An 18,489-nucleotide genomic window follows, 5' to 3' on the forward strand; every position below is an offset into this window, starting at 1 on the left:
GTGGTCCGCCGCCCCTGAGCTGCGCCGATCTCCGGTCTCCCGGGAACGGATCCGGATAATGATCGTCCTGTTGTCAGTGCGGCCCGGTACGCTCGAAAGCACGATGACAGAGGATCTCTCACCGGCCGAGCGGTACGCGGCAGCCCGCAAGCGCGCTGCCGAGCAGGCCACCGCGCTCGCCTCCTTCCGCGAGATGTACGACTTCGGCCTCGACCCCTTCCAGATCGAGGCCTGCCAGGCGCTCGAGGCGGGGAAGGGCGTGCTGGTGGCCGCGCCCACCGGCTCCGGCAAGACGATCGTCGGCGAGTTCGCCGTCCACCTCGCCCTCGGGCAGGGCAAGAAGTGCTTCTACACGACACCCATCAAGGCGCTGTCGAACCAGAAGTACGCCGACCTGTGCCGCCGCTACGGCACGGACAAGGTCGGCCTGCTCACCGGTGACAACAGCGTCAACTCCGACGCCCCGGTGGTCGTGATGACCACCGAGGTGCTGCGGAACATGCTGTACGCCGGTTCCCAGACCCTCCTGGGCCTCGGCTACGTGGTCATGGACGAGGTGCACTACCTCTCCGACCGGTTCCGGGGCGCCGTCTGGGAAGAGGTGATCATCCACCTGCCCGAGTCGGTCACGCTGGTCTCCCTCTCGGCGACCGTGTCGAACGCCGAGGAGTTCGGCGACTGGCTCGACACGGTCCGCGGTGACACCGAGGTGATCGTCTCCGAGCACCGGCCCGTGCCGCTGTTCCAGCACGTGCTGGCAGGACGGCGGATGTACGACCTGTTCGAGGAGGGGGAGGGCCACAAGAAGGCCGTCAACCCCGACCTCACGCGCATGGCGCGCATGGAGGCGAGCCGGCCGTCGTACCAGGACCGCCGGCGCGGCCGGCTGCGCGAGGCCGACCGCGAGCGTGAGCGCAGACAGCGCTCCCGGGTGTGGACGCCGAGCCGGCCCGAGGTCATCGAGCGGCTCGACGCCGAGGGGCTGCTGCCCGCCATCACCTTCATCTTCAGCCGCGCCGCCTGCGAGGCCGCCGTCCAGCAGTGCCTGTACGCGGGCCTGCGGCTCAACGACGAGGAGGCGCGGCACCGGGTCCGCTCCCTGGTGGAGGAGCGCACGGCGTCCATCCCGCGCGAGGACCTGCACGTCCTGGGCTACTACGAGTGGCTGGAGGGCCTGGAGCGCGGCATCGCCGCCCACCACGCGGGCATGCTGCCGACCTTCAAGGAGGTCGTCGAGGAGCTGTTCGTGCGCGGGCTGGTCAAGGCCGTCTTCGCGACCGAGACCCTCGCGCTCGGCATCAACATGCCCGCCCGCTCGGTGGTCCTGGAGAAGCTCGTCAAGTGGAACGGCGAGCAGCACGCGGACATCACCCCGGGCGAGTTCACGCAGCTGACGGGCCGGGCCGGGCGGCGCGGCATCGACGTCGAGGGCCACGCGGTGGTGCTGTGGCAGCGCGGCATGAACCCCGAGCACCTGGCCGGTCTCGCGGGCACGCGCACGTACCCGCTGCGCTCCAGCTTCAAGCCGTCGTACAACATGGCGGTCAACCTGGTCGAGCAGTTCGGGCGGCACCGGTCGCGGGAGCTGCTGGAGACGTCCTTCGCGCAGTTCCAGGCCGACAAGTCGGTCGTCGGGATCTCGCGTCAGGTGCAGCGCAACGAGGAGGGACTGGAGGGCTACAAGGCCTCCATGACCTGCCACCTCGGCGACTTCGAGGAGTACGCGCGGCTGCGCCGTGAGCTGAAGGACCGGGAGAACGAGCTGGCCCGGCAGGGCGCGGCCCAGCGGCGCGCGGAGGCCGCCGTCGCGCTGGAGAAGCTGAAGCCGGGTGACGTCATCCATGTGCCCACCGGCAAGTACGCGGGCCTGGCGCTGGTGCTGGACCCGGGCCTGCCCGCGGGCCGTTCGAACGGCCATCGCGGCTTCGACCACCACGACGGGCCGCGCCCGCTGGTGCTGACCGCGGAGCGGCAGGTGAAGCGGCTGGCGGCCATCGACTTCCCGGTCCCCGTCGAGGCGCTGGAGCGGATGCGGATCCCGAAGTCCTTCAACCCGCGTTCCCCGCAGTCCCGTCGGGACCTCGCGTCGGCGCTGCGCACCAAGGCCGGACACATCACGGCCGACCGGCACCGCAAGCGGCGCTCCCAGGCGGCGGACGACCGCGAGATCGCCCGGCTGCGGACCGCGCTGCGCGCGCACCCGTGCCACGGGTGCAGCGACCGTGAGGACCACGCCCGCTGGGCCGAGCGCTACCACCGGCTGCTGCGGGACACTTCGCAGCTGGAGCGGCGGATCGAGGGCCGGACGAACACGATCGCCCGGACGTTCGACCGTATCGTCGCGCTGCTGACCGAGCTGGACTATCTGCGCGGCGACGAGGTCACCGAGCACGGCAAGCGGCTGGCGCGCCTGTACGGCGAGCTCGACCTGCTGGCCAGCGAGTGCCTGCGCGAGGGCGTCTGGGAAGGTCTCGGCCCGGCCGAACTGGCCGGGTGCGTCTCGGCGTTGGTCTACGAGTCGCGCGTCGGGGACGACGCGATGGCGCCGAAGCTGCCGACGGGCAAGGCCAAGGCCGCGCTGGGCGAGATGGTGCGGATCTGGGGTCGGCTGGACGCGCTGGAGGAGGAGTTCCGGATCACCCAGACCGAGGGGGTCGGGCAGCGCGAGCCCGATCTCGGCTTCGCCTGGGCCGCGTACGAGTGGGCCTTGGGGAAGGGGCTCGACGAGGTGCTGCGCGAGGCGGAGATGCCGGCCGGGGACTTCGTGCGCTGGTGCAAGCAGGTCATCGACGTGCTCGGGCAGATCGCGGCGGCGGCGCCGCAGGGGTCTTCCGTGGTGAAGAACGCGCGGAAGGCCGTTGATCTGTTGCTGCGGGGAGTCGTCGCCTACTCGTCGGTGGGGTGACCGCACCCACCCGGTACTGAAGCCCATTCACCCGTCACGGTGAGTGGGCTTTCGTACGCGAGTTCGTGATTACGTTGCGCATTCGAACGACTTCACAGCGTGTAAACGATTGAGCCTACTATCCCTTCGCGTCCGGTTTCCGGCAGTTGCTGAATATGACACGGCGATGATCCGGTCGGACTAAGCTCGCCCGCAGCGCACCGGCTTGAGGTGAATTCGTGCGCTTGTTCCCCCATGTGTGGAAAGTCCAACGGTTTCATGACATACCCCTCTGCACGTTCCCCCGAACCCCAGCCGACTCCTGTCAGAAGGCCTACATGGTGAGTGTTCAATCCCCCCCTGTTCGCGGTGAACTCCCTTACGCGCGCCTGCTGTTGCTGCCCGCCATAACGATGGCCGCGGCGACCGGAGCCGCTGTCGCCCTGGTGTCGGCGCCGGCCCGGCCCGCCGTCGGCTGGCTGGGTGGCCTCGCCACGGTGCTGGTCCTCGCCATGGCGGTCGTAGCGGTGCGTCGCGGCCGTGCGATGCGCAGGCAGCAGGATGAGCACGCCCGTCACAGCGCGTTGCTGGAACAGCGGATCGCCGCCCACGAGAAGGAGTTCCTGCGCTTCTCCCGGGAGATCTTCCCCGCCGCGCTCAACCTGCTGCACACCGGAGAATCCCCCAGAGAGGCGATTCGCAAGCTCGGCCTGCGCCACCCCGAGTACCGCGACCTGCCGAAGCCGCTGCACGAGACCCTGCTGACGGCCCTGAAGATCGTCGACCACGAAGTGGTCATGCGGGACGCCGCCGCGCGGTCCTTCGTCACGGTCGCCCGCCGCGTCCAGGCGATCATCCACCAGCAGGCCCAGGAACTGCGGGAGATGGAGGAGGACCACGGCCGCAACCCCGAGGTCTTCGACGACCTGCTGCGCATCGACCACGGCAACGCCCTGATCGGCCGCCTCGCCGACTCCGTCTCCGTCCTCGGCGGCGGCCGCCCCGGCCGCCAGTGGCCCGAGCCGGTGTCCCTCTACAGCACGCTGCGCGGCGCCATGTCCCGCATCCTGGAGTACCGGCGCATCCAGCTGGCCTCCATCGCGAAGGTCAGCGTCAAGGGCATCTACGTCGAGCCGGTCATCCACGCCGCCGCCGAACTCCTCGACAACGCCACGCGCTACTCGCCGCCCCAGACCAAGGTCCACGTCACCGCCACCGAGGTGCAGACCGGCGTCTGCATCGAGATCGAGGACGGCGGCGTCAACCTCAACGAGGAGGCCAGGACCCGGATCGAGGGCATGCTGGAGGCCGCCAAGGCCGGCGTCGACCTCCAGGACATCGGCGAGCACCCGCGTCTGGGACTGGCCGTCGTGGGCCGTCTGTGCACGGCGTACAACATGGAGGTCTCCCTGCGCGCCTCCGCCTACGGCGGGGTCCGGGCCATCCTCATCGTGCCGAGCGAGATGATCACCCACGCGCCCGGTGTCGGCCTCGCCCACGGCATCGGCGCCACCGGCATCCCCATGACGGTCGGCATCCCCGAGGGGCCCAAGCGCACCCCCAAGAAGCGCCGTCCCACCATGCCGAAGCTCCCCGCCACGGTCTCCCTGGAGGACGACGACGTCCCCGAGGTCACCGAATGGACGGCGAACGGCCTGCCGCAGCGCCGCAGCCGGGTGAAGGTGCCCCTCGCCGAACGGCTCGCCCAGCAGGCCGCCTACGAGAAGGAGGACCGCGAGGCCGAGGAGCGCGGCGAGTACAACCCGTGGGCCGCGGCCAAGGAGCCCGAGGTGCCGCCGCTGCGCGACATGAGCGCCCCCGACGCCCCCGGCAAGGGCCTTGAGGCCTTCTGGGAGGGGCTCAAGCAGGGCATCGAGCCCGGCACCCACCCGACCGACTTCATCCGCAACCCCACCAAGTACCTGCACCTGCTCAACGACCCGGCCCCCACCGAGGCCGATGACGAGGGGGATCTCAAGTGATCCAGCAGCGAGGCAACTTCGACTGGATGCTCAAGCAACTCGCCGACGGCGTGCCGGGCATCGAGATGATCGTGGTGCTCTCCGCCGACGGCCTGCGCATCGCCCGCTACGGCGGCGAGCCCGACGCGGCCGACCGGGTCGCCGCGGCCTGCGCCGGCCTGCAGTCCCTGGCGAGCAGCGTCTGCCAGGAACTGACCGTCGGCGACGGCGAGATGAAGCTCGTCATGATCGAGATCGACCGCGGCTACTTCTACCTGATGAACGCGGGGGCCAACGCCTTCCTCGCGGTGCTCTCCGACGTGCGCTGCGAACCCGGCCGGATGAGCGCGATGATGCGTGACCTCGTCGTCCGGATCGGCGGCCACCTGACCAGTCCGCCCCGGCGCAACGGGCAGATCGTATGACCCCTCCGCAACGCCAGAGGCGCAGCCCCGCACCCGAACCGCCTCCGCAGCCGGCCCAGCAGGGCGAGGGGAAGGTCAAGAACCCCGAGCGGATGTACGTGGTCGCGGGCCCGGACGGAGAACGGGCCGAACTCGATCTGGTGACCTTAATCGTGGCGCGGGCCACGGACCCGCCGCCCTCCGCCTCCCCCGAGCAGGCGGCGCTGCTCCGGCTCTGCGCCGCCCCGCTGTCCGTGGCCGAGCTGTCGGCCTACCTCCACCTGCCGTTCAGCGCGATGGGCGTGCTGCTCACCGAGATGCTGACGGCAGAACTGGTACAGGCGCGCGCCCCGATCGTCCGCAAGGCGCGTTCCGACCGTTCCCTTCTCGAAGCGGTGATGAATGGACTTCAAAGGCTCTGACACCATCCCGGGCCCCCGGGCCGAGGACCAGCTGCCCCACACGGCACAGGCCGCGGCCAAGATCGTGATCGCGGGTGGCTTCGGCGTCGGCAAGACGACCATGGTCGGCTCGGTCAGCGAGATCACACCGCTGACCACCGAGGAGACCATGACGCAGGCCGGCATCGGTGTCGACGACAACTTCGGCTCCGCGTCCAAGACGGCCACCACCGTCGCCATGGACTTCGGCCGCATCAGCATCACCGAGCAGCTCGTGCTGTACCTGTTCGGCACGCCCGGACAGCAGCGCTTCTGGTTCCTGTGGAACGGCCTGTTCGAGGGCGCGCTCGGCGCGGTGGTCCTGGTCGACACCCGCCGGCTGGAGGTGAGCTTCGACGTCATGGGGCGCCTGGAGGAGCGCGGCGTGCCCTTCGTGGTCGCCGTCAACACCTTCCCCGACGCGCCCCGTTACGACATCGAGGAGCTGCGCGCGGCCCTCGACCTCACCCCGGACATCCCGATCATGGAGTGCGACGCACGCCGCCGGGCCTCCAGCCGGGACGTCCTGATGACGCTGATGCGCTTCCTGCACTCGCTCGCCATGCAGGGCGCGTCCACCTGATCCCGTTCGCCCCCCACCCACTTCCCCCAGACATCTGGAAAGCCTCGGAGCGACCACTGTGACGCCTGAATCCCACGCCCGGACCGGTACGGACGGACCCCGGCTCGATCCGCCCCCCGGCTGCCCCGCGCACGGCCTCGGGCCCGGGGGGCTGCACCGGCTGCACGAGTCGGAGGACCTGGGAGCGCTGTACGAGAAACTGCGGGAGGAACACGGCCCCGTCGCGCCCGTGCTGCTCCACGACGACGTACCGATCTGGATCGTCCTCGGCCACACCGAGAACCTGCACATGGTGCGCTCGCCCTCGCAGTTCTGCCGGGACAGCCGTATCTGGACCCCGCTGCGGGAGGGGCTGGTCAAGCCCGACCACCCGCTGATGCCGCACATCGCCTGGCAGCCCATCGCCTCGCACGCCGAGGGCGACGAGCACAAGCGGCTGCGCGGCGCGGTCATGGGCGCGATCTCGACCATCGACTTCCGCAGCCTTCGCCGCTACATCAACCGCAGCACACAGGCCATCGTCAACCGCTTCTGCGAGCAGGGCGAGGCCGACCTCGTCGGCCAGTTCACCGAGCACCTGCCGATGGCCGTGATGTGCGAGATCCTCGGCATGCCCGACGAGTACGACGACCGGCTCGTGGAGTGTGCCCGCGACGCGCTCAAGGGCACCGAGACCGCCATCGCCAGCCACACCTACGTCATGGAGGCGCTCAGCCGGCTCACCGCCCGGCGCCGCGCCCAGCCGGAGGAGGACCTCGCCAGCTACCTGATCACGCACCCGGCCCGGCTGACCGACGACGAGGTCAGGGAGCACCTGCGCCTGGTCCTCTTCGCCGCCTACGAGGCCACCACGAACCTGCTGTCCAACGTCCTGCTGACGGTGCTGATCGACCCGCGCTTCCGGGCTCAGCTCAACGGGGGCCAGATGACGGTGCCGGAGGCGGTGGAACAGTCGCTGTGGAACGAGCCGCCGTTCAGCACGGTCTTCGCGTACTTCGCCAAGCAGGAGACGGAGCTCGGTGGGCAGCGTATCCGCCGGGGTGACGGACTGCTGTTCGCCCCGCTCCCGGCGAACGTCGACCCGCGGGTGCGGCCCGACCTGAAGGCCAGCATGCAGGGCAACCGGTCCCACCTGGCGTTCGGCGGCGGGCCGCACGAGTGCCCGGGCCAGGACATCGGCCGCTCCATCGCCGACGTCGGCGTCGACGCGCTGCTGCTGCGGCTGCCGGACGTCGAGCTCGACTGCGACCAGGACGAGCTGCGCTGGACGGCGTCCATCGCCTCGCGGCACCTGGTGGAACTGCCCGTGCAGTTCTCGCCCAAGCCGCCGCAGGACGTGTCGGAGACGCCGCACCACAAGGCGGTGCCCACCCAGCGTGCCGACTGGCAGATCAGCATCTCGCAGCCGGATCCGCAGCCCGCCCCGGCGGCCGCGCAGCTCCGGCCCCAGTCCCAGCCCCAGCCCCAGCCCGAGCCGGCTCCGGTGCAGCCGCAGCCCGTCCCGGTGCTTCCGCAGCCCGCGGCCGCGGAGCCGGTGCGCCGCAAGGGTGTCTGGCAGCGCTTCCTGCTCTGGTGGCGCGGCTACTGACCGTCCCGCGGGCCGTCGTACGTCCCGGCGGCCCACCGGTCGTACGACGTCCAGGCCGCGAGCGTCCGGCCGCTGCGGAACCGGTGCTCCTCGCCCGTGACCGGGTCGGTGAACTCAAGGGTCCGGGCCAGGAGTTGCAGCGGGCGGCGGAAGTCGCCGGCCGGTACCGGACCGGTCACCTCGGGATAGAGCGGATCGCCGAGGATCGGCACGCCCAGCGCGGTCATGTGCACCCGCAGCTGGTGGGTCTGCCCGGTGGCGGGGACCAGCCGGTACCGGGCGAGTCCGCCCGGGCCCTGCGCGGCGCTTCCGGCGGGGCGGTGCCCGAGGAGTTCGACGCGGCTCTCCGCGTTCGGCTCGCCCGGCACCTCCCGGGCGGTCAGCATCCCGCGCTCCTTGACGATCCGGCTGCGTACGGTGCGCGGGACGGCGAGGGCGGGGTCGTGGGGGGCGACGGCCTCGTACTCCTTGCGGACCCGCCGGTCACGGAACAGCGTCTGGTACGCGCCGCGCTCCCCGGGGCGCACGGTGAACAGCACGAGCCCGGCGGTGAGCCGGTCCAGCCGGTGTGCGGCGGTGAGTGCGGGCAGGTCCAGCTTCCGGCGGAGCCGGGCCAGCGCGGTCTCGGCGACATGGCCGCCGCGCGGCGTGGTGGCGAGGAAGTGCGGCTTGTCGGCGACGACGATGTGCTCGTCCCGGTGCACGATCTCCAGCGGGAACGGCACGGGCACCTCGTCGGGCAGTTCGCGGTGGAACCACACGAACATCCCGGGCACGTAGGGCGCGTCGGCCGGGACCGGCCGTCCGTCCGCCCCGACGATCAGCCCGGCCTCGAACAGTCCGTCGACGGTTCCGTCGCCCGCCCCGGTGAGCCGTTCCACCAGATGCTCGCGCACGGTGGCCCACGAGCCGGTGGCCGGCAGGCGCACCCGTACCGGGTCCACGCCGTGGCGCTGCGGCAGGGGAGAGGGCGGGGTGCGGGTCTTGCGTCTCATCGCGGTCCAGCGTACGGGTGGCCCGCTTCTCGCCGGCCCGGTACCGCCCCGGCCCGCTCACGCCGCGGGCGCGTTCTCCTGTTCCGCCTCGATGCGGGCGTTCCACTCCCGCTTCGACGCCTGCCAGCCGTCCTCGTTGTGGCCGAGGCGCCAGTAGCCGGAGATCGACAGGTCCTCGCGCGGGATGCCGCGCTCGACCCGCAGCAGACGGCGCAGCTCCTTCACGAAGTGCGCCTCGCCGTGGACGAAGGCATGCACCCGGCCTGCGGGGAACTCCAGGTCCCGCACGGCCTCGACCAGCGCCTCGCCGCGGGGCCCGGCACCGCGGTGCAGCCAGACGACGTCCACGTCCGAGTCGATCTTCTGCTCCTCCTCGGGGCCGGAGATCTCCACGAAGGCGTGCGCCCTCGCCCCGCGCGGCAAGGCCTCCAGGGCGCGGGCGATCGCGGGCAGCGCGCTCTCGTCGCCGACGAGCAGGTGCCAGTCGGCCTGCGGATCGGGTGCGTAGGCCCCGCCGGGTCCCATGAAGCGCACCGTCTCACCCGGCTGGACCCGCGTGGCCCACGGACCGGCCAGGCCCTCGTCCCCGTGGATCACGAAGTCCAGCGTCAGCTCCCGGTGCTCGGCGTCCCACTGGCGCACCGTGTACGTCCGGGTCACCGGCCACTGTTCGCGTGGCAGCTCCTCGCGGACGCGCTGCAGGTCGAACGGCTCCGGGTAGGTCACGCCCGCCGGTGGGAACAGCAGCTTCACATAGTGGTCGGTGCACGTGTCCGCAGCGAAGTCGGCGAGGCCCTCGCCGCCGAGCACCACACGCTGCATGTGCGGGGTCAGCCGTTCGGTGCGCACGACCTGAGCGGAATGCGGCTTGCGCGGCTGGCGTCCCGGTCGCTCTGCCATGAGGGCCTCCCTGTGTCGCCTAGTTAGGGTTACCTAAGTTAGCACCCCGCCCCCGTTTCCCACCTCTCGAACACGAAGGTCGCATCAGTCACTTACCCGCACTCCCGCCGCCAGCGTCGTCAGCAGACGCTCCAGGGACCCGCCCAGTCCCCAGCGGGCCGCCAGCGTCTCCAGCGCCGCCGGGTCGCGCGGGGTCCGCGGCAGCGCCGTCGAGACGTCCGGGAGCGGCACGTCGTCCGCGACCCGGACCACCTTCGGCGCGACCGCGAGGTACGGGCGCGACTCGTCCAGGCGCCTGCGCTGCGTCGGCGTCAGCCTCGACCGCCGGTCCTCGACCGCCGCCAGGATCCCGGGCAGGTCCCCGAACTCCGCCAGCAGCTTCGCGGCCGTCTTCTCGCCGATGCCCGGCACCCCCGGCAGTCCGTCGCTGGGGTCGCCACGCAGCAGGGCCAGATCCGCGTACCCGCTCCCGCCGACCCCATACTTCGCACGCAGCACCGCCTCATCGGTGAGCTGGAGCGAGCCCACGCCCTTCAGCGGGTACAGCACGCGCACCCCGCGCGCGTCGTCCACCAGCTGGTACAGGTCGCGGTCGCCCGTGACGATGTCGACCGGGCCCGTCGCCCGCGCCGTGAACGTGCCGATCACGTCGTCCGCCTCGTACCCCGCGACGCCCACGCGCGCGATACCCACCGCGTCCAGCACGGCCTCGATGACCGGCACCTGCGGCGAGAGCGTGTCGGGCACCTCCTCCTCGTCCGGGCCGGCCGCGCGCTCCTCGGCGACGCGGTGGGCCTTGTAGGAGGGGATCAGCTCCACCCGCCACTGCGGGCGCCAGTCGGCGTCCATGCAGGCCACCAGGGCGTCCGGCCGGTGGTCCTTGACCAGGCGGTCGATGAAGTCGAGCAGGCCGCGCACGGCGTTCACCGGCGTACCGTCCGGTGCCTTGACCGACTCGGGCACGCCGAAGTAGGCGCGGAAGTACAGGGAGGCGGTGTCGAGGAGCATCAGTCGTCCGGTCACGCCACGCATCATGCCGTACGCCACCGACAGCCGGTCGCGTCGCGCAACGCGTTGCGCAGAGCGCGCCCCGTGTGATGCGGCCCACTTCCGAGTTTGCCCCCGGGGAACGGGGGGAGGCGCCGCCCCGGAGCGAGGCTGATTGCGCATGTCCACTGTTGCGCCCTGCCCTCGCTCTGTTTCTGTTGCCGAGGAAATAGAGGTGCACGTGTCAGCGACCCTTGAGGCAGAGAGCCTGTACAAGGTGTTCGGCAGGAGACCGGAGCGGGCGGTCGAGCGGCTCCGCGACGGCGCCGACCGCGAGGACCTGCGTGCCGAGGGCGCGACCGCCGCGGTGATCGACGCGTCCTTCACGGTCGAGCCGGGGCAGATCTTCGTCGTCATGGGGCTGTCCGGCTCCGGCAAGTCGACCCTGCTGCGCATGCTGAACGGCCTGCTCGAACCGACCGCCGGACACGTGCGCTTCGACGGCCAGGACCTGACCGCACTGAGCGACCGCGAGCTGCGCGGGGTCCGCTCGAAGAAGATCAGCATGGTCTTCCAGCACTTCGCGCTCTTCCCGCACCGCAGCGTCCGCGAGAACGCCGCCTACGGTCTGGAAGTGCAGGGCGTGCCCCGCGCCGAGCGCGAACGCCGCGCCGACGAGGCGCTCGCCCTGTGCGGCCTGGCCGGCTGGGAGAAGTCCTGGCCCGACGAACTGTCCGGCGGCATGCAGCAGCGCGTCGGCCTCGCCCGGGCACTGGCCACGGACGCCGACCTGCTGCTGATGGACGAGTCCTTCAGCGCCCTGGACCCGCTGATCCGCCGCGACATGCAGGACCAGCTGCTGGAGCTCCAGCAGAAGCTCAAGAAGACGATCGTCTTCATCACCCACGACCTGAACGAGGCCATGCGCCTGGGCGACCGCATCGCCGTCATGCGCGACGGCCGCGTCGTCCAGAACGGCACCGCCCAGGACATCCTGCTGCGGCCCGCCAACGACTACGTCGCCTCCTTCACCCAGGACGTCGACCGCTCCCGCGTCCTGACCGCCGGGGAACTCATGGACCCCTCGGTCACCGCCGACGACCCGGGCTGCCACTGCGAGACCGCCACGCCCGACACCCCGTTCACCGAGCTGTGCGCGATCAGCGCCCGGCTCACCCACCCGGTCCCGGTCGTGGACCGGGACAACAGGCAGATCGGCGTCGTCCCGCGGCAACGGCTGGTCGGCTTCCTCGGCGACGAGGAGGGCACCGCCCCGCAGCCCTGCGACTCCCCGCGCGACAAGGGCGGAGAGAAGGTGACCGCCCGTGCCTAGGATCCAGCTCGGCACCTGGGTCAACGACGCGGTCGACTGGCTCACCACCCACATGGCGTGGCTGTTCGACTTCTGCAAGACCGTCTTCCTCGGCCTCTACGACGGCATCAACGCCGTCCTCCAGGCCCCGGAACCGCTGCTCCTCGCCGGCATCTTCGCCGTGCTCGCCTTCTGGCTGCGCGGCACCCTCGCCGGTGTCCTCGCCTTCGCCGGGTTCGCGTTCATCGACTCCCTCGAGCTGTGGGAGAACGCGATGATCACCCTGGCGCTCGTCCTCGTGGCGACCGTCATCGCCCTGGTGATCGCCCTGCCCGTGGGCATCTGGGCCGCCCGCTCGGACCGCGTCAGCGGTCTGGTCCGGCCCGTGCTGGACTTCATGCAGACGCTGCCCGCGATGATCTACCTCATCCCGGCGATCCTGTTCTTCGGCACGGGCGCCCCCGCGGGCATCGTCGCCACCCTGATCTTCGCGCTCGCCCCCGGCGTGCGCATGACCGAGCTGGGCATCCGGCAGGTCGACAAGGAACTGGTCGAGGCGGCCGAGGCGTTCGGCACCACGCCCCGCAACACGCTGCTGCGCGTCCAGCTCCCGCTCGCCCTGCCCACCGTCATGGCCGGCGTCAACCAGGTCATCATGCTGGGCCTGTCCATGGCCGCGATCGCCGGCATGGTCGGCACCGGCGGCCTCGGCGGCGACGTGAACGAGGCCATCGGCCAGCTCAACGTCGGGCTCGGCTCCGAGGCCGGCGTGGCCATCGTGATCCTCGCGATCTACCTCGACCGCATGACCAGTGCGCTCGGCACCCAGGTCTCCCCGCTCGGCCGCCGCGCCGCCGCCCGGCTGCGCGCCGCGCAGGGGCTGAAGATCTGGTCCTACCGGCCCCGCCCGGTCGTCGCCGTGATCGGCGTCGTCGTCCTCGCGCTCGCCGCGGGCGGCATGGGCGTCCTCGGCGGCGGCAGGACCGGCACCGAGGCCGCGGGCGACGGCAGCAACGTCGGCCAGGGCAAGAAGATCAGCATCGGTTACATCCCCTGGGACGAGGGCGTCGCCTCCACCTTCCTGTGGAAGGAGGTCCTGGAACGGCGCGGCTACCAGGTCGAGGCCAAGCAGTTCGACGCGGGCCCCCTGTACACCTCGCTCGCCCAGGGCGACGTCGACTTCCAGACCGACGCCTGGCTGCCCACGACCCACGCCCAGTACTGGAAGAAGTACGGCAAGCAGCTCGACGACCTCGGTGCCTGGTACGACAAGACGTCCCTGGAACTGTCCGTGCCCTCCTACATGAAGGGCGTCGACTCCCTGGAGGACCTGAAGGGCAAGGCGTCGCGGTTCGGCGGCAGGATCACCGGCATCGAGTCCAGCGCAGGCGAGATGGCCCTGCTCAAGAGCAAGGTCCTCAAGGAGTACGGCCTGGACAAGGAGTACGAGGTCGTCGACAGCTCCACGCCGGCGATGCTGGCCGAGCTCAAGCGCGCGTACGCCCAGAAGAAGCCGATCGTCGTCACGCTCTGGTCGCCGCACTGGGCGTACAGCGACTACGACCTGAAGAAGCTCGAGGACCCCAAGGGCGCCTGGGGCGAGGGCGACGGCGTGCACACCCTGTCCCGCAAGGGCTTCGCCGACGACGACCCGACGGTCGCCGGGTGGCTGAAGGACTTCGAGATGAGCGAGAAGGACCTCACCAGCCTCGAAGCCGAGATCAACAAGGCGGGCAAGGGCCGGCAGCAGGACGCCGTCCGCGCCTGGCTGAAGCGGCACCCCGGCTACGCCGACAGGATGGCCCCGGTGCCCAACGCCGGCGCCACCCCCGCCGAGGCCGAGCGGCCGCTGGACGTCGCCTGGTTCCCCTGGGACGAGGACATCGCCGTCACCTACCTGTGGAAGAACGTCCTGGAGCGTCGCGGCTACAGGATGAACCTGAAGCAGATGGACGTCGGCCCCGTCTACACCGGCCTCGCCTCGGGCGACATCGACCTCAACTTCGACGCCTGGCTGCCCCACGCCCAGAAGAACTACTGGGACAAGAACAAGGACCGGCTCAAGGACCTCGGCACCTGGTACGAACCGACCTCCCTGGAGATCGCGGTGCCGTCGTACGTGAAGGGCGTCGACTCCCTGGAGGACCTCAAGGGCAAGGCCGGCACCTTCAACGGGAAGATCATCGGCATCGAGCCCGGCACCGGCGAGATGGACCTGCTGAAGAACAAGGTCCTGCCCGGCTACGGCCTCGACGAGGAGTACGAGGTCGTCGACGGCTCCACCCCGGCCATGCTGGCCGAGCTGAAGCGCGCCTACGCCGAGAAGGAGCCGATCGCCGTCACCCTGTGGTCGCCGCACTGGGCGTACAGCGACTACGAGCTGACCAAGCTGAAGGACCCGAAGAAGGCCTTCGGCGAGGGCAACACGATCCGCACCATCTCCCACGAGGAGTTCCCCGAGCGGTACCCGCAGCTCACGAAGTGGATCAAGAACTTCAGGATGAGCGAGGAGGAGCTCGGCAGCCTGGAGAGCGAGATCAAGGACCGCGGCCAGGGCCATGAGGAGGAGGCCGTCGCCGCGTGGCTGAAGCGGCACCCGGAGATGGTGAACCGGATGACACCGCAGTAGGGTTCCGGGGTGGGACGCGCGACACGCCCGCGTCCCGCCCCGCACCCCCTGGATCCACGGTCAGGATCCGGACAACCACAGAGCGCTACACCACCCCCTCAAGTCCCTTTCCCTCCCTGTTCCTCCCGGAGGAGGAATCCCCGTCCCGGCCTCCGGGCGGCGGATCTCCTGGCGTGAACGTGAGGTCGCGTCCCACCCCGGATGACGTCGATGTGACGGGCTCGGGGAACGGTTTGCCGGACATGCGTAGGGTGCAGACAACTCAGCAGGAGCCGTGCGCCGCGCCATCGGCGCACGGGACGCGGATCGACGGGCGAAGGAGGGAGCCGGAGCGATGGGCGACCACAAAGAGCAGCCCCTGCGGGTGGGCGCGGCCGTGCGCCGGCGGCGCCGCGCGCTGGAGCTCACCCTCGCCGTCGTGGCCGAGCGCAGCGGCCTGTCGGTTCCGTTCCTGAGCCAGATCGAGAACGACCGGGCGCGGCCCAGCACCAGTTCCCTGGAGAAGGTCGCCGACGCCCTGCGCACCACCGCCGTCGAACTCCTCGCCGCGGCCGATCCGGCGTGCAGCGTGGACGTCGTCCGCGCCGACGCCACCGAGCCGCCGTCCCCCCGGCCGCGGACCCGGTCCCTGGTGCGCGGCCACCACCAGATGCACGCCTCGGAGTTCATCGGTGACCATGACGCGGGCCGCGAATTCCAGTACCGCAACGACCAGTTGATGTACGTCGCCGACGGGGCCGTGGAGATCGAGGCCGAGGGCCGCGCCTACCGGCTCGGCCGCGGCGACACGCTGTACCTCACCGGCGGCGTTCGGCACCGCTGGCGGGCGACGGAGTCGGACACACGGCTGATCGTCGTCGCCGTGGCGGAGCACATCGAGGCGGTCCGGGACCGGCCACGCCGGTGAGGGCCGTCTCGCTCGTCCCCTCGCTGACCGAGGCGGTGGCCCGGTCCGCGCCCGGCGTCCTGGCCGGTGCCACCGACTGGTGCACGCATCCGCCGGACCTGGACGTCGTCCGTGTCGGCGGCACCAAGAACCCGAAGACCGACCGGATCGTCTCCCTCGCGCCCGACCTCGTCATCGCCAACGAGGAGGAGAACCGCGAGCCCGACCTGGCGGTCCTGCGCGCGGCGGGCGTCGAGGTCCTGGTGACGGAGGTCCGCGACGTGCCGCAGGCCTTCCCAGAACTCGAGCGGGTCCTGCACGCCTGCGGGGTCACGGCCCGGCCCCGCTGGCTGGACGAGGCGGAGGAGACCTGGTCGGCCCTGCCGCCGCCGGAGGTCCGCCGCACGGCGGTCGTGCCGGTCTGGCGCCGTCCGTGGATGGTCCTGGGCCGCGACACCTTCGCCGGAGACGTGCTGGCCCGCCTCGGTGTGGACCACGTGCACGCGGGGCACCCCGAGCGCTATCCCCGCGTGCCGCTGGAGGAGCTGCGCGCGGCGGCGCCGGACGTGGTGGTCCTGCCGGACGAGCCGTACCGCTTCACGGCGGACGACGGACCCGAGGCCTTCCCCGGCCTGCCGTGCGCGCTCGTCAGCGGACGGCACCTGACGTGGTACGGGCCGTCGCTGGCCGAGGCGCCGCGGGTGCTGCGCCGGGCCCTGCGAGCAGCTCGCCCCTGACCAGCCCGCGCACGGTGCCCACGACGGCCGTGCCCCAGGCGGCGACCAGCACCCCGTACAGCACGACCGCCGGCCCCGCGTAGGCCACCAGCCCGGTGTGCCGTCCCAGCGCCTCGGCGCCCGTGACGCAGGTGCCGACCGGGAAGGTGAACGACCACCAGGTCATCGCGAACCGCATCCCCTGCCGCCGGGCACGCCACACATGGGCGCCGGCCAGGCAGGACCACAGCAGCGCGAACCCCATGACGGGCACGCCGTAGAGCACGGCGAGGGCGCCGAAGCCCTGGCTGTACGGCTCCGGTACGACCCCGGGGGCGATGTCCGCGAAGGCGCCGACGGCGGTCGTGGACTGGCCGAGCGGGCCCAGCACCAGGAACAGCGTCGGGGTGAGGGCGAGGGGCAGCGGCCCGCCGGTGAGCAGCCGGGCGAAGACCAGGGGCAGCATGAGCAGGGTCGCGAGCAGACTGAGTCCGAACAGCGCGAAGCAGAGCAGCAACAGCGTCTCCCGGGCCTGGCCCGGAGGCAGATGCGGCACCAGTCGCGGTCCCACGGCGGCCGACACCATGGGCGCGACCAGCGGCAGCAGCCACACCGGCGTGGCCTGCCCCGGCTCCACCCGGTGGCGTACGGCCATCAGGTACGGAACGGCCACGGCGGCGGCCAGTCCGACGGCCGTACCGGCGGTGAACAGCACGGCGTCGAGCGCCACCGCGGCCCGCAGGCCGATCACGTCCCGGCCGACGGCGAGGGCACCGCCGCCGACGGCGAGCAGGGCCATGGCGAGGCAGCCGTAGAAGGGCGCCGTCGCCGGGTCGAGCAGGTGGGCGCGGGCCTGGTCGCGGTGGCGGGCCCAGTGTGCCGACCGGGCCAGGAGCAGGGCCAGGAGCAGCACGAGGGAGAGGGCCCACACACCGGCGAGGACGCCGCGCAGCCCGGGGAGGCGCGTCGGGAGAGCGGCTCCTGCGGTGGCCACGACGGCCGTGCCCATGACGGTGGCGTACCAGTTGGGCCCGAGATGCCGGACGGACAGCGGGTACGCGGCGGGCGGGGCTGCGGTGACCATGAGTCCACGGTCGGGCCGGGGGAGGCACACCACCAGGGAGTTCGCCTCTATGGCGACATAAGCTGGCTTTATGAGCAACACGGAGGAGCAGGCCGGTCCGTCGGTCGCCGGGTCCCTTGCGCACCGGGTGCCGGACCTCGGCGCCCTGGAGCTGCTGCTGGCGGTGGCGCGGGTCGGCAGTCTCGGCGGGGCGGCGCGGGAGGTCGGTATCACCCAGCCCGCGGCCAGCAGCCGGATCCGGTCGATGGAGCGGCAGCTCGGCGTGGCGCTGGTGGACCGCTCGCCCCGCGGGTCCCGGCTCACCGACGCCGGTGCGCTGGTGACGGACTGGGCGCGGCGGATCGTGGAGGCGGCGGAGGCGTTCGACGCCGGGGCGCAGGCGCTGCGCGACCGCCGTGACTCGCGGCTGCGGGTGGCGGCGAGCATGACGATCGCGGAGTACCTGCTGCCGGGGTGGCTGCTCGCGCTGCGGGCGCAGCGGCCCGACACGGCGGTGTCCCTGCACGCGGGCAACTCCACGGTGGTCGCGGAGCGGTTGCTGTCGGACGAGGCGGACCTGGGCTTCGTGGAGGGCCTGACGGTGCCGACCGGGCTGGACTCGGTCGTCATCGCCCACGACCGGCTGATAGTGGTCACGGCACCGGGACACCCATGGGGCCGCCGCGGACGGCCGGTGGCGGCCGAGGAGCTGGCGTCGACACCGCTGATCCTGCGGGAGAAGGGCTCCGGGACGCGCCAGGTGCTGGACGCGGCGCTGGGCGGGCTGGCCCGGCCGCTGATCGAGCTGTCCTCGACGACCGCGGTGAAGGCCGCGGCGGTCAGCGGGGCCGGACCGGCCGTGCTGAGCGAGCTGGCGGTCGGGGAGGAACTGGCGATGCGGCGGCTGGTGCGGGTGCCGGTGGCCGGGGTGGCCCTGGCGCGGGACCTGCGCGCGGTGTGGCCGACGGGGCACCGCCCCACGGGCCCGGCCCGCGACCTGCTGTCGCTGACGCGGGACTAGGTGCCCGGCCGGTGTCGTGCGGGGGAGTCCGGTGCCGCCCCTCGGAAGCCGGGCGGCACCGGACCGCTGACCCCGGCCTGCCCGCCCGAGGCGTCGGCCGGGCGCGGGTTGCCGCGGCGC

The 18,489-nt window shown here is 71.8% G+C and carries 15 protein-coding genes; 11 read left to right on the forward strand and 4 right to left on the reverse strand.

From position 1 onward, the window contains the following. Nucleotides 1–58 precede the first annotated feature (58 nt). From RIN80_RS09255 to RIN80_RS09280, 6 genes are all read left to right on the forward strand, one after another. On the forward strand, nt 59–2,905 hold the full coding sequence (locus tag RIN80_RS09255; RefSeq protein WP_309095040.1) for a DEAD/DEAH box helicase: 2,847 nt from the start codon (nt 59–61) through the stop codon (nt 2,903–2,905). A gap of 317 nt (nt 2,906–3,222) precedes the next feature. Further along, the gene (locus tag RIN80_RS09260) at nt 3,223–4,866 is read left to right on the forward strand and encodes an ATP-binding protein (protein ID WP_309095041.1); all 1,644 of its coding nucleotides are present in this window, start codon (nt 3,223–3,225) and stop codon (nt 4,864–4,866) included. Then, nucleotides 4,863–5,270: a roadblock/LC7 domain-containing protein gene (locus RIN80_RS09265; RefSeq protein ID WP_010045319.1), complete on the forward strand. Its 408-nt coding sequence runs from the start codon at nt 4,863–4,865 to the stop codon at nt 5,268–5,270. Before RIN80_RS09260 ends, RIN80_RS09265 begins: the two co-directional genes overlap by 4 nt. Beyond that, nucleotides 5,267–5,671: a DUF742 domain-containing protein gene (locus tag RIN80_RS09270; RefSeq protein WP_309095042.1), complete on the forward strand. Its 405-nt coding sequence runs from the start codon at nt 5,267–5,269 to the stop codon at nt 5,669–5,671. Before RIN80_RS09265 ends, RIN80_RS09270 begins: the two co-directional genes overlap by 4 nt. Further along, on the forward strand, nt 5,652–6,272 hold the full coding sequence (locus tag RIN80_RS09275) for an ATP/GTP-binding protein (RefSeq protein ID WP_309095043.1): 621 nt from the start codon (nt 5,652–5,654) through the stop codon (nt 6,270–6,272). Before RIN80_RS09270 ends, RIN80_RS09275 begins: the two co-directional genes overlap by 20 nt. A gap of 58 nt (nt 6,273–6,330) precedes the next feature. Next, the gene (locus tag RIN80_RS09280; protein WP_309095044.1) at nt 6,331–7,860 is read left to right on the forward strand and encodes a cytochrome P450; all 1,530 of its coding nucleotides are present in this window, start codon (nt 6,331–6,333) and stop codon (nt 7,858–7,860) included. Here the strand turns inward: RIN80_RS09280 and RIN80_RS09285 are convergent. From RIN80_RS09285 to RIN80_RS09295, 3 genes are all read right to left on the reverse strand, one after another. After that, the gene (locus tag RIN80_RS09285) at nt 7,854–8,855 is read right to left on the reverse strand and encodes an RluA family pseudouridine synthase (RefSeq protein WP_309095045.1); all 1,002 of its coding nucleotides are present in this window, start codon (nt 8,853–8,855) and stop codon (nt 7,854–7,856) included. The two genes, RIN80_RS09280 and RIN80_RS09285, sit on opposite strands and share 7 nt — an antisense overlap. A gap of 57 nt (nt 8,856–8,912) precedes the next feature. Further along, nucleotides 8,913–9,755 carry a siderophore-interacting protein gene (locus RIN80_RS09290; RefSeq protein ID WP_309095046.1) on the reverse strand — a complete coding sequence of 281 codons (843 nt, stop codon included), beginning with the start codon at nt 9,753–9,755 and terminating at the stop codon, nt 8,913–8,915. Between the two features lie 84 nt (nt 9,756–9,839). Continuing rightward, entirely contained in the window at nt 9,840–10,787 is a 948-nt protein-coding gene (locus tag RIN80_RS09295; protein WP_309095060.1) for a 5'-3' exonuclease, read from the reverse strand. A 196-nt stretch (nt 10,788–10,983) separates the two neighbouring features. Here RIN80_RS09295 and RIN80_RS09300 point away from each other — a divergent pair, with 196 nt between their 5' ends. The 4 genes from RIN80_RS09300 to RIN80_RS09315 all read left to right on the forward strand — a co-directional run bounded on the left by RIN80_RS09300 (nt 10,984) and on the right by RIN80_RS09315 (nt 16,306). Continuing rightward, nucleotides 10,984–12,075, forward strand: coding sequence for a betaine/proline/choline family ABC transporter ATP-binding protein (locus RIN80_RS09300; RefSeq protein ID WP_309095047.1), 1,092 nt, complete (start codon nt 10,984–10,986; stop codon nt 12,073–12,075). Next, nucleotides 12,068–14,683 (forward strand): ABC transporter permease/substrate binding protein, encoded by a 2,616-nt coding sequence (locus RIN80_RS09305; protein ID WP_309095048.1) that lies wholly within the window; start codon nt 12,068–12,070, stop codon nt 14,681–14,683. Before RIN80_RS09300 ends, RIN80_RS09305 begins: the two co-directional genes overlap by 8 nt. Nucleotides 14,684–15,017: 334 nt before the next feature. After that, nucleotides 15,018–15,590, forward strand: coding sequence for an XRE family transcriptional regulator (locus tag RIN80_RS09310; RefSeq protein WP_309095049.1), 573 nt, complete (start codon nt 15,018–15,020; stop codon nt 15,588–15,590). Further along, on the forward strand, nt 15,587–16,306 hold the full coding sequence (locus tag RIN80_RS09315) for a helical backbone metal receptor (protein WP_309095050.1): 720 nt from the start codon (nt 15,587–15,589) through the stop codon (nt 16,304–16,306). The genes RIN80_RS09310 and RIN80_RS09315 overlap by 4 nt, the downstream gene beginning before the upstream one ends. Here the strand turns inward: RIN80_RS09315 and RIN80_RS09320 are convergent. Next, nucleotides 16,218–17,369, reverse strand: a complete 1,152-nt coding sequence (locus tag RIN80_RS09320; protein ID WP_309095051.1) for a TDT family transporter — start codon at nt 17,367–17,369, stop codon at nt 16,218–16,220. The genes RIN80_RS09315 and RIN80_RS09320 overlap by 89 nt on opposite strands. Nucleotides 17,370–17,439: 70 nt before the next feature. Between RIN80_RS09320 and RIN80_RS09325 the strand changes: the two genes are divergently transcribed. Further along, entirely contained in the window at nt 17,440–18,369 is a 930-nt protein-coding gene (locus RIN80_RS09325) for a LysR family transcriptional regulator (RefSeq protein ID WP_309095052.1), read from the forward strand. Nucleotides 18,370–18,489: the final 120 nt, after the last annotated feature.

It is taken from the genome of Streptomyces sp., assembly GCF_031181705.1.
Taxonomy (GTDB): Bacteria; Actinomycetota; Actinomycetes; order Streptomycetales; family Streptomycetaceae; genus Streptomyces.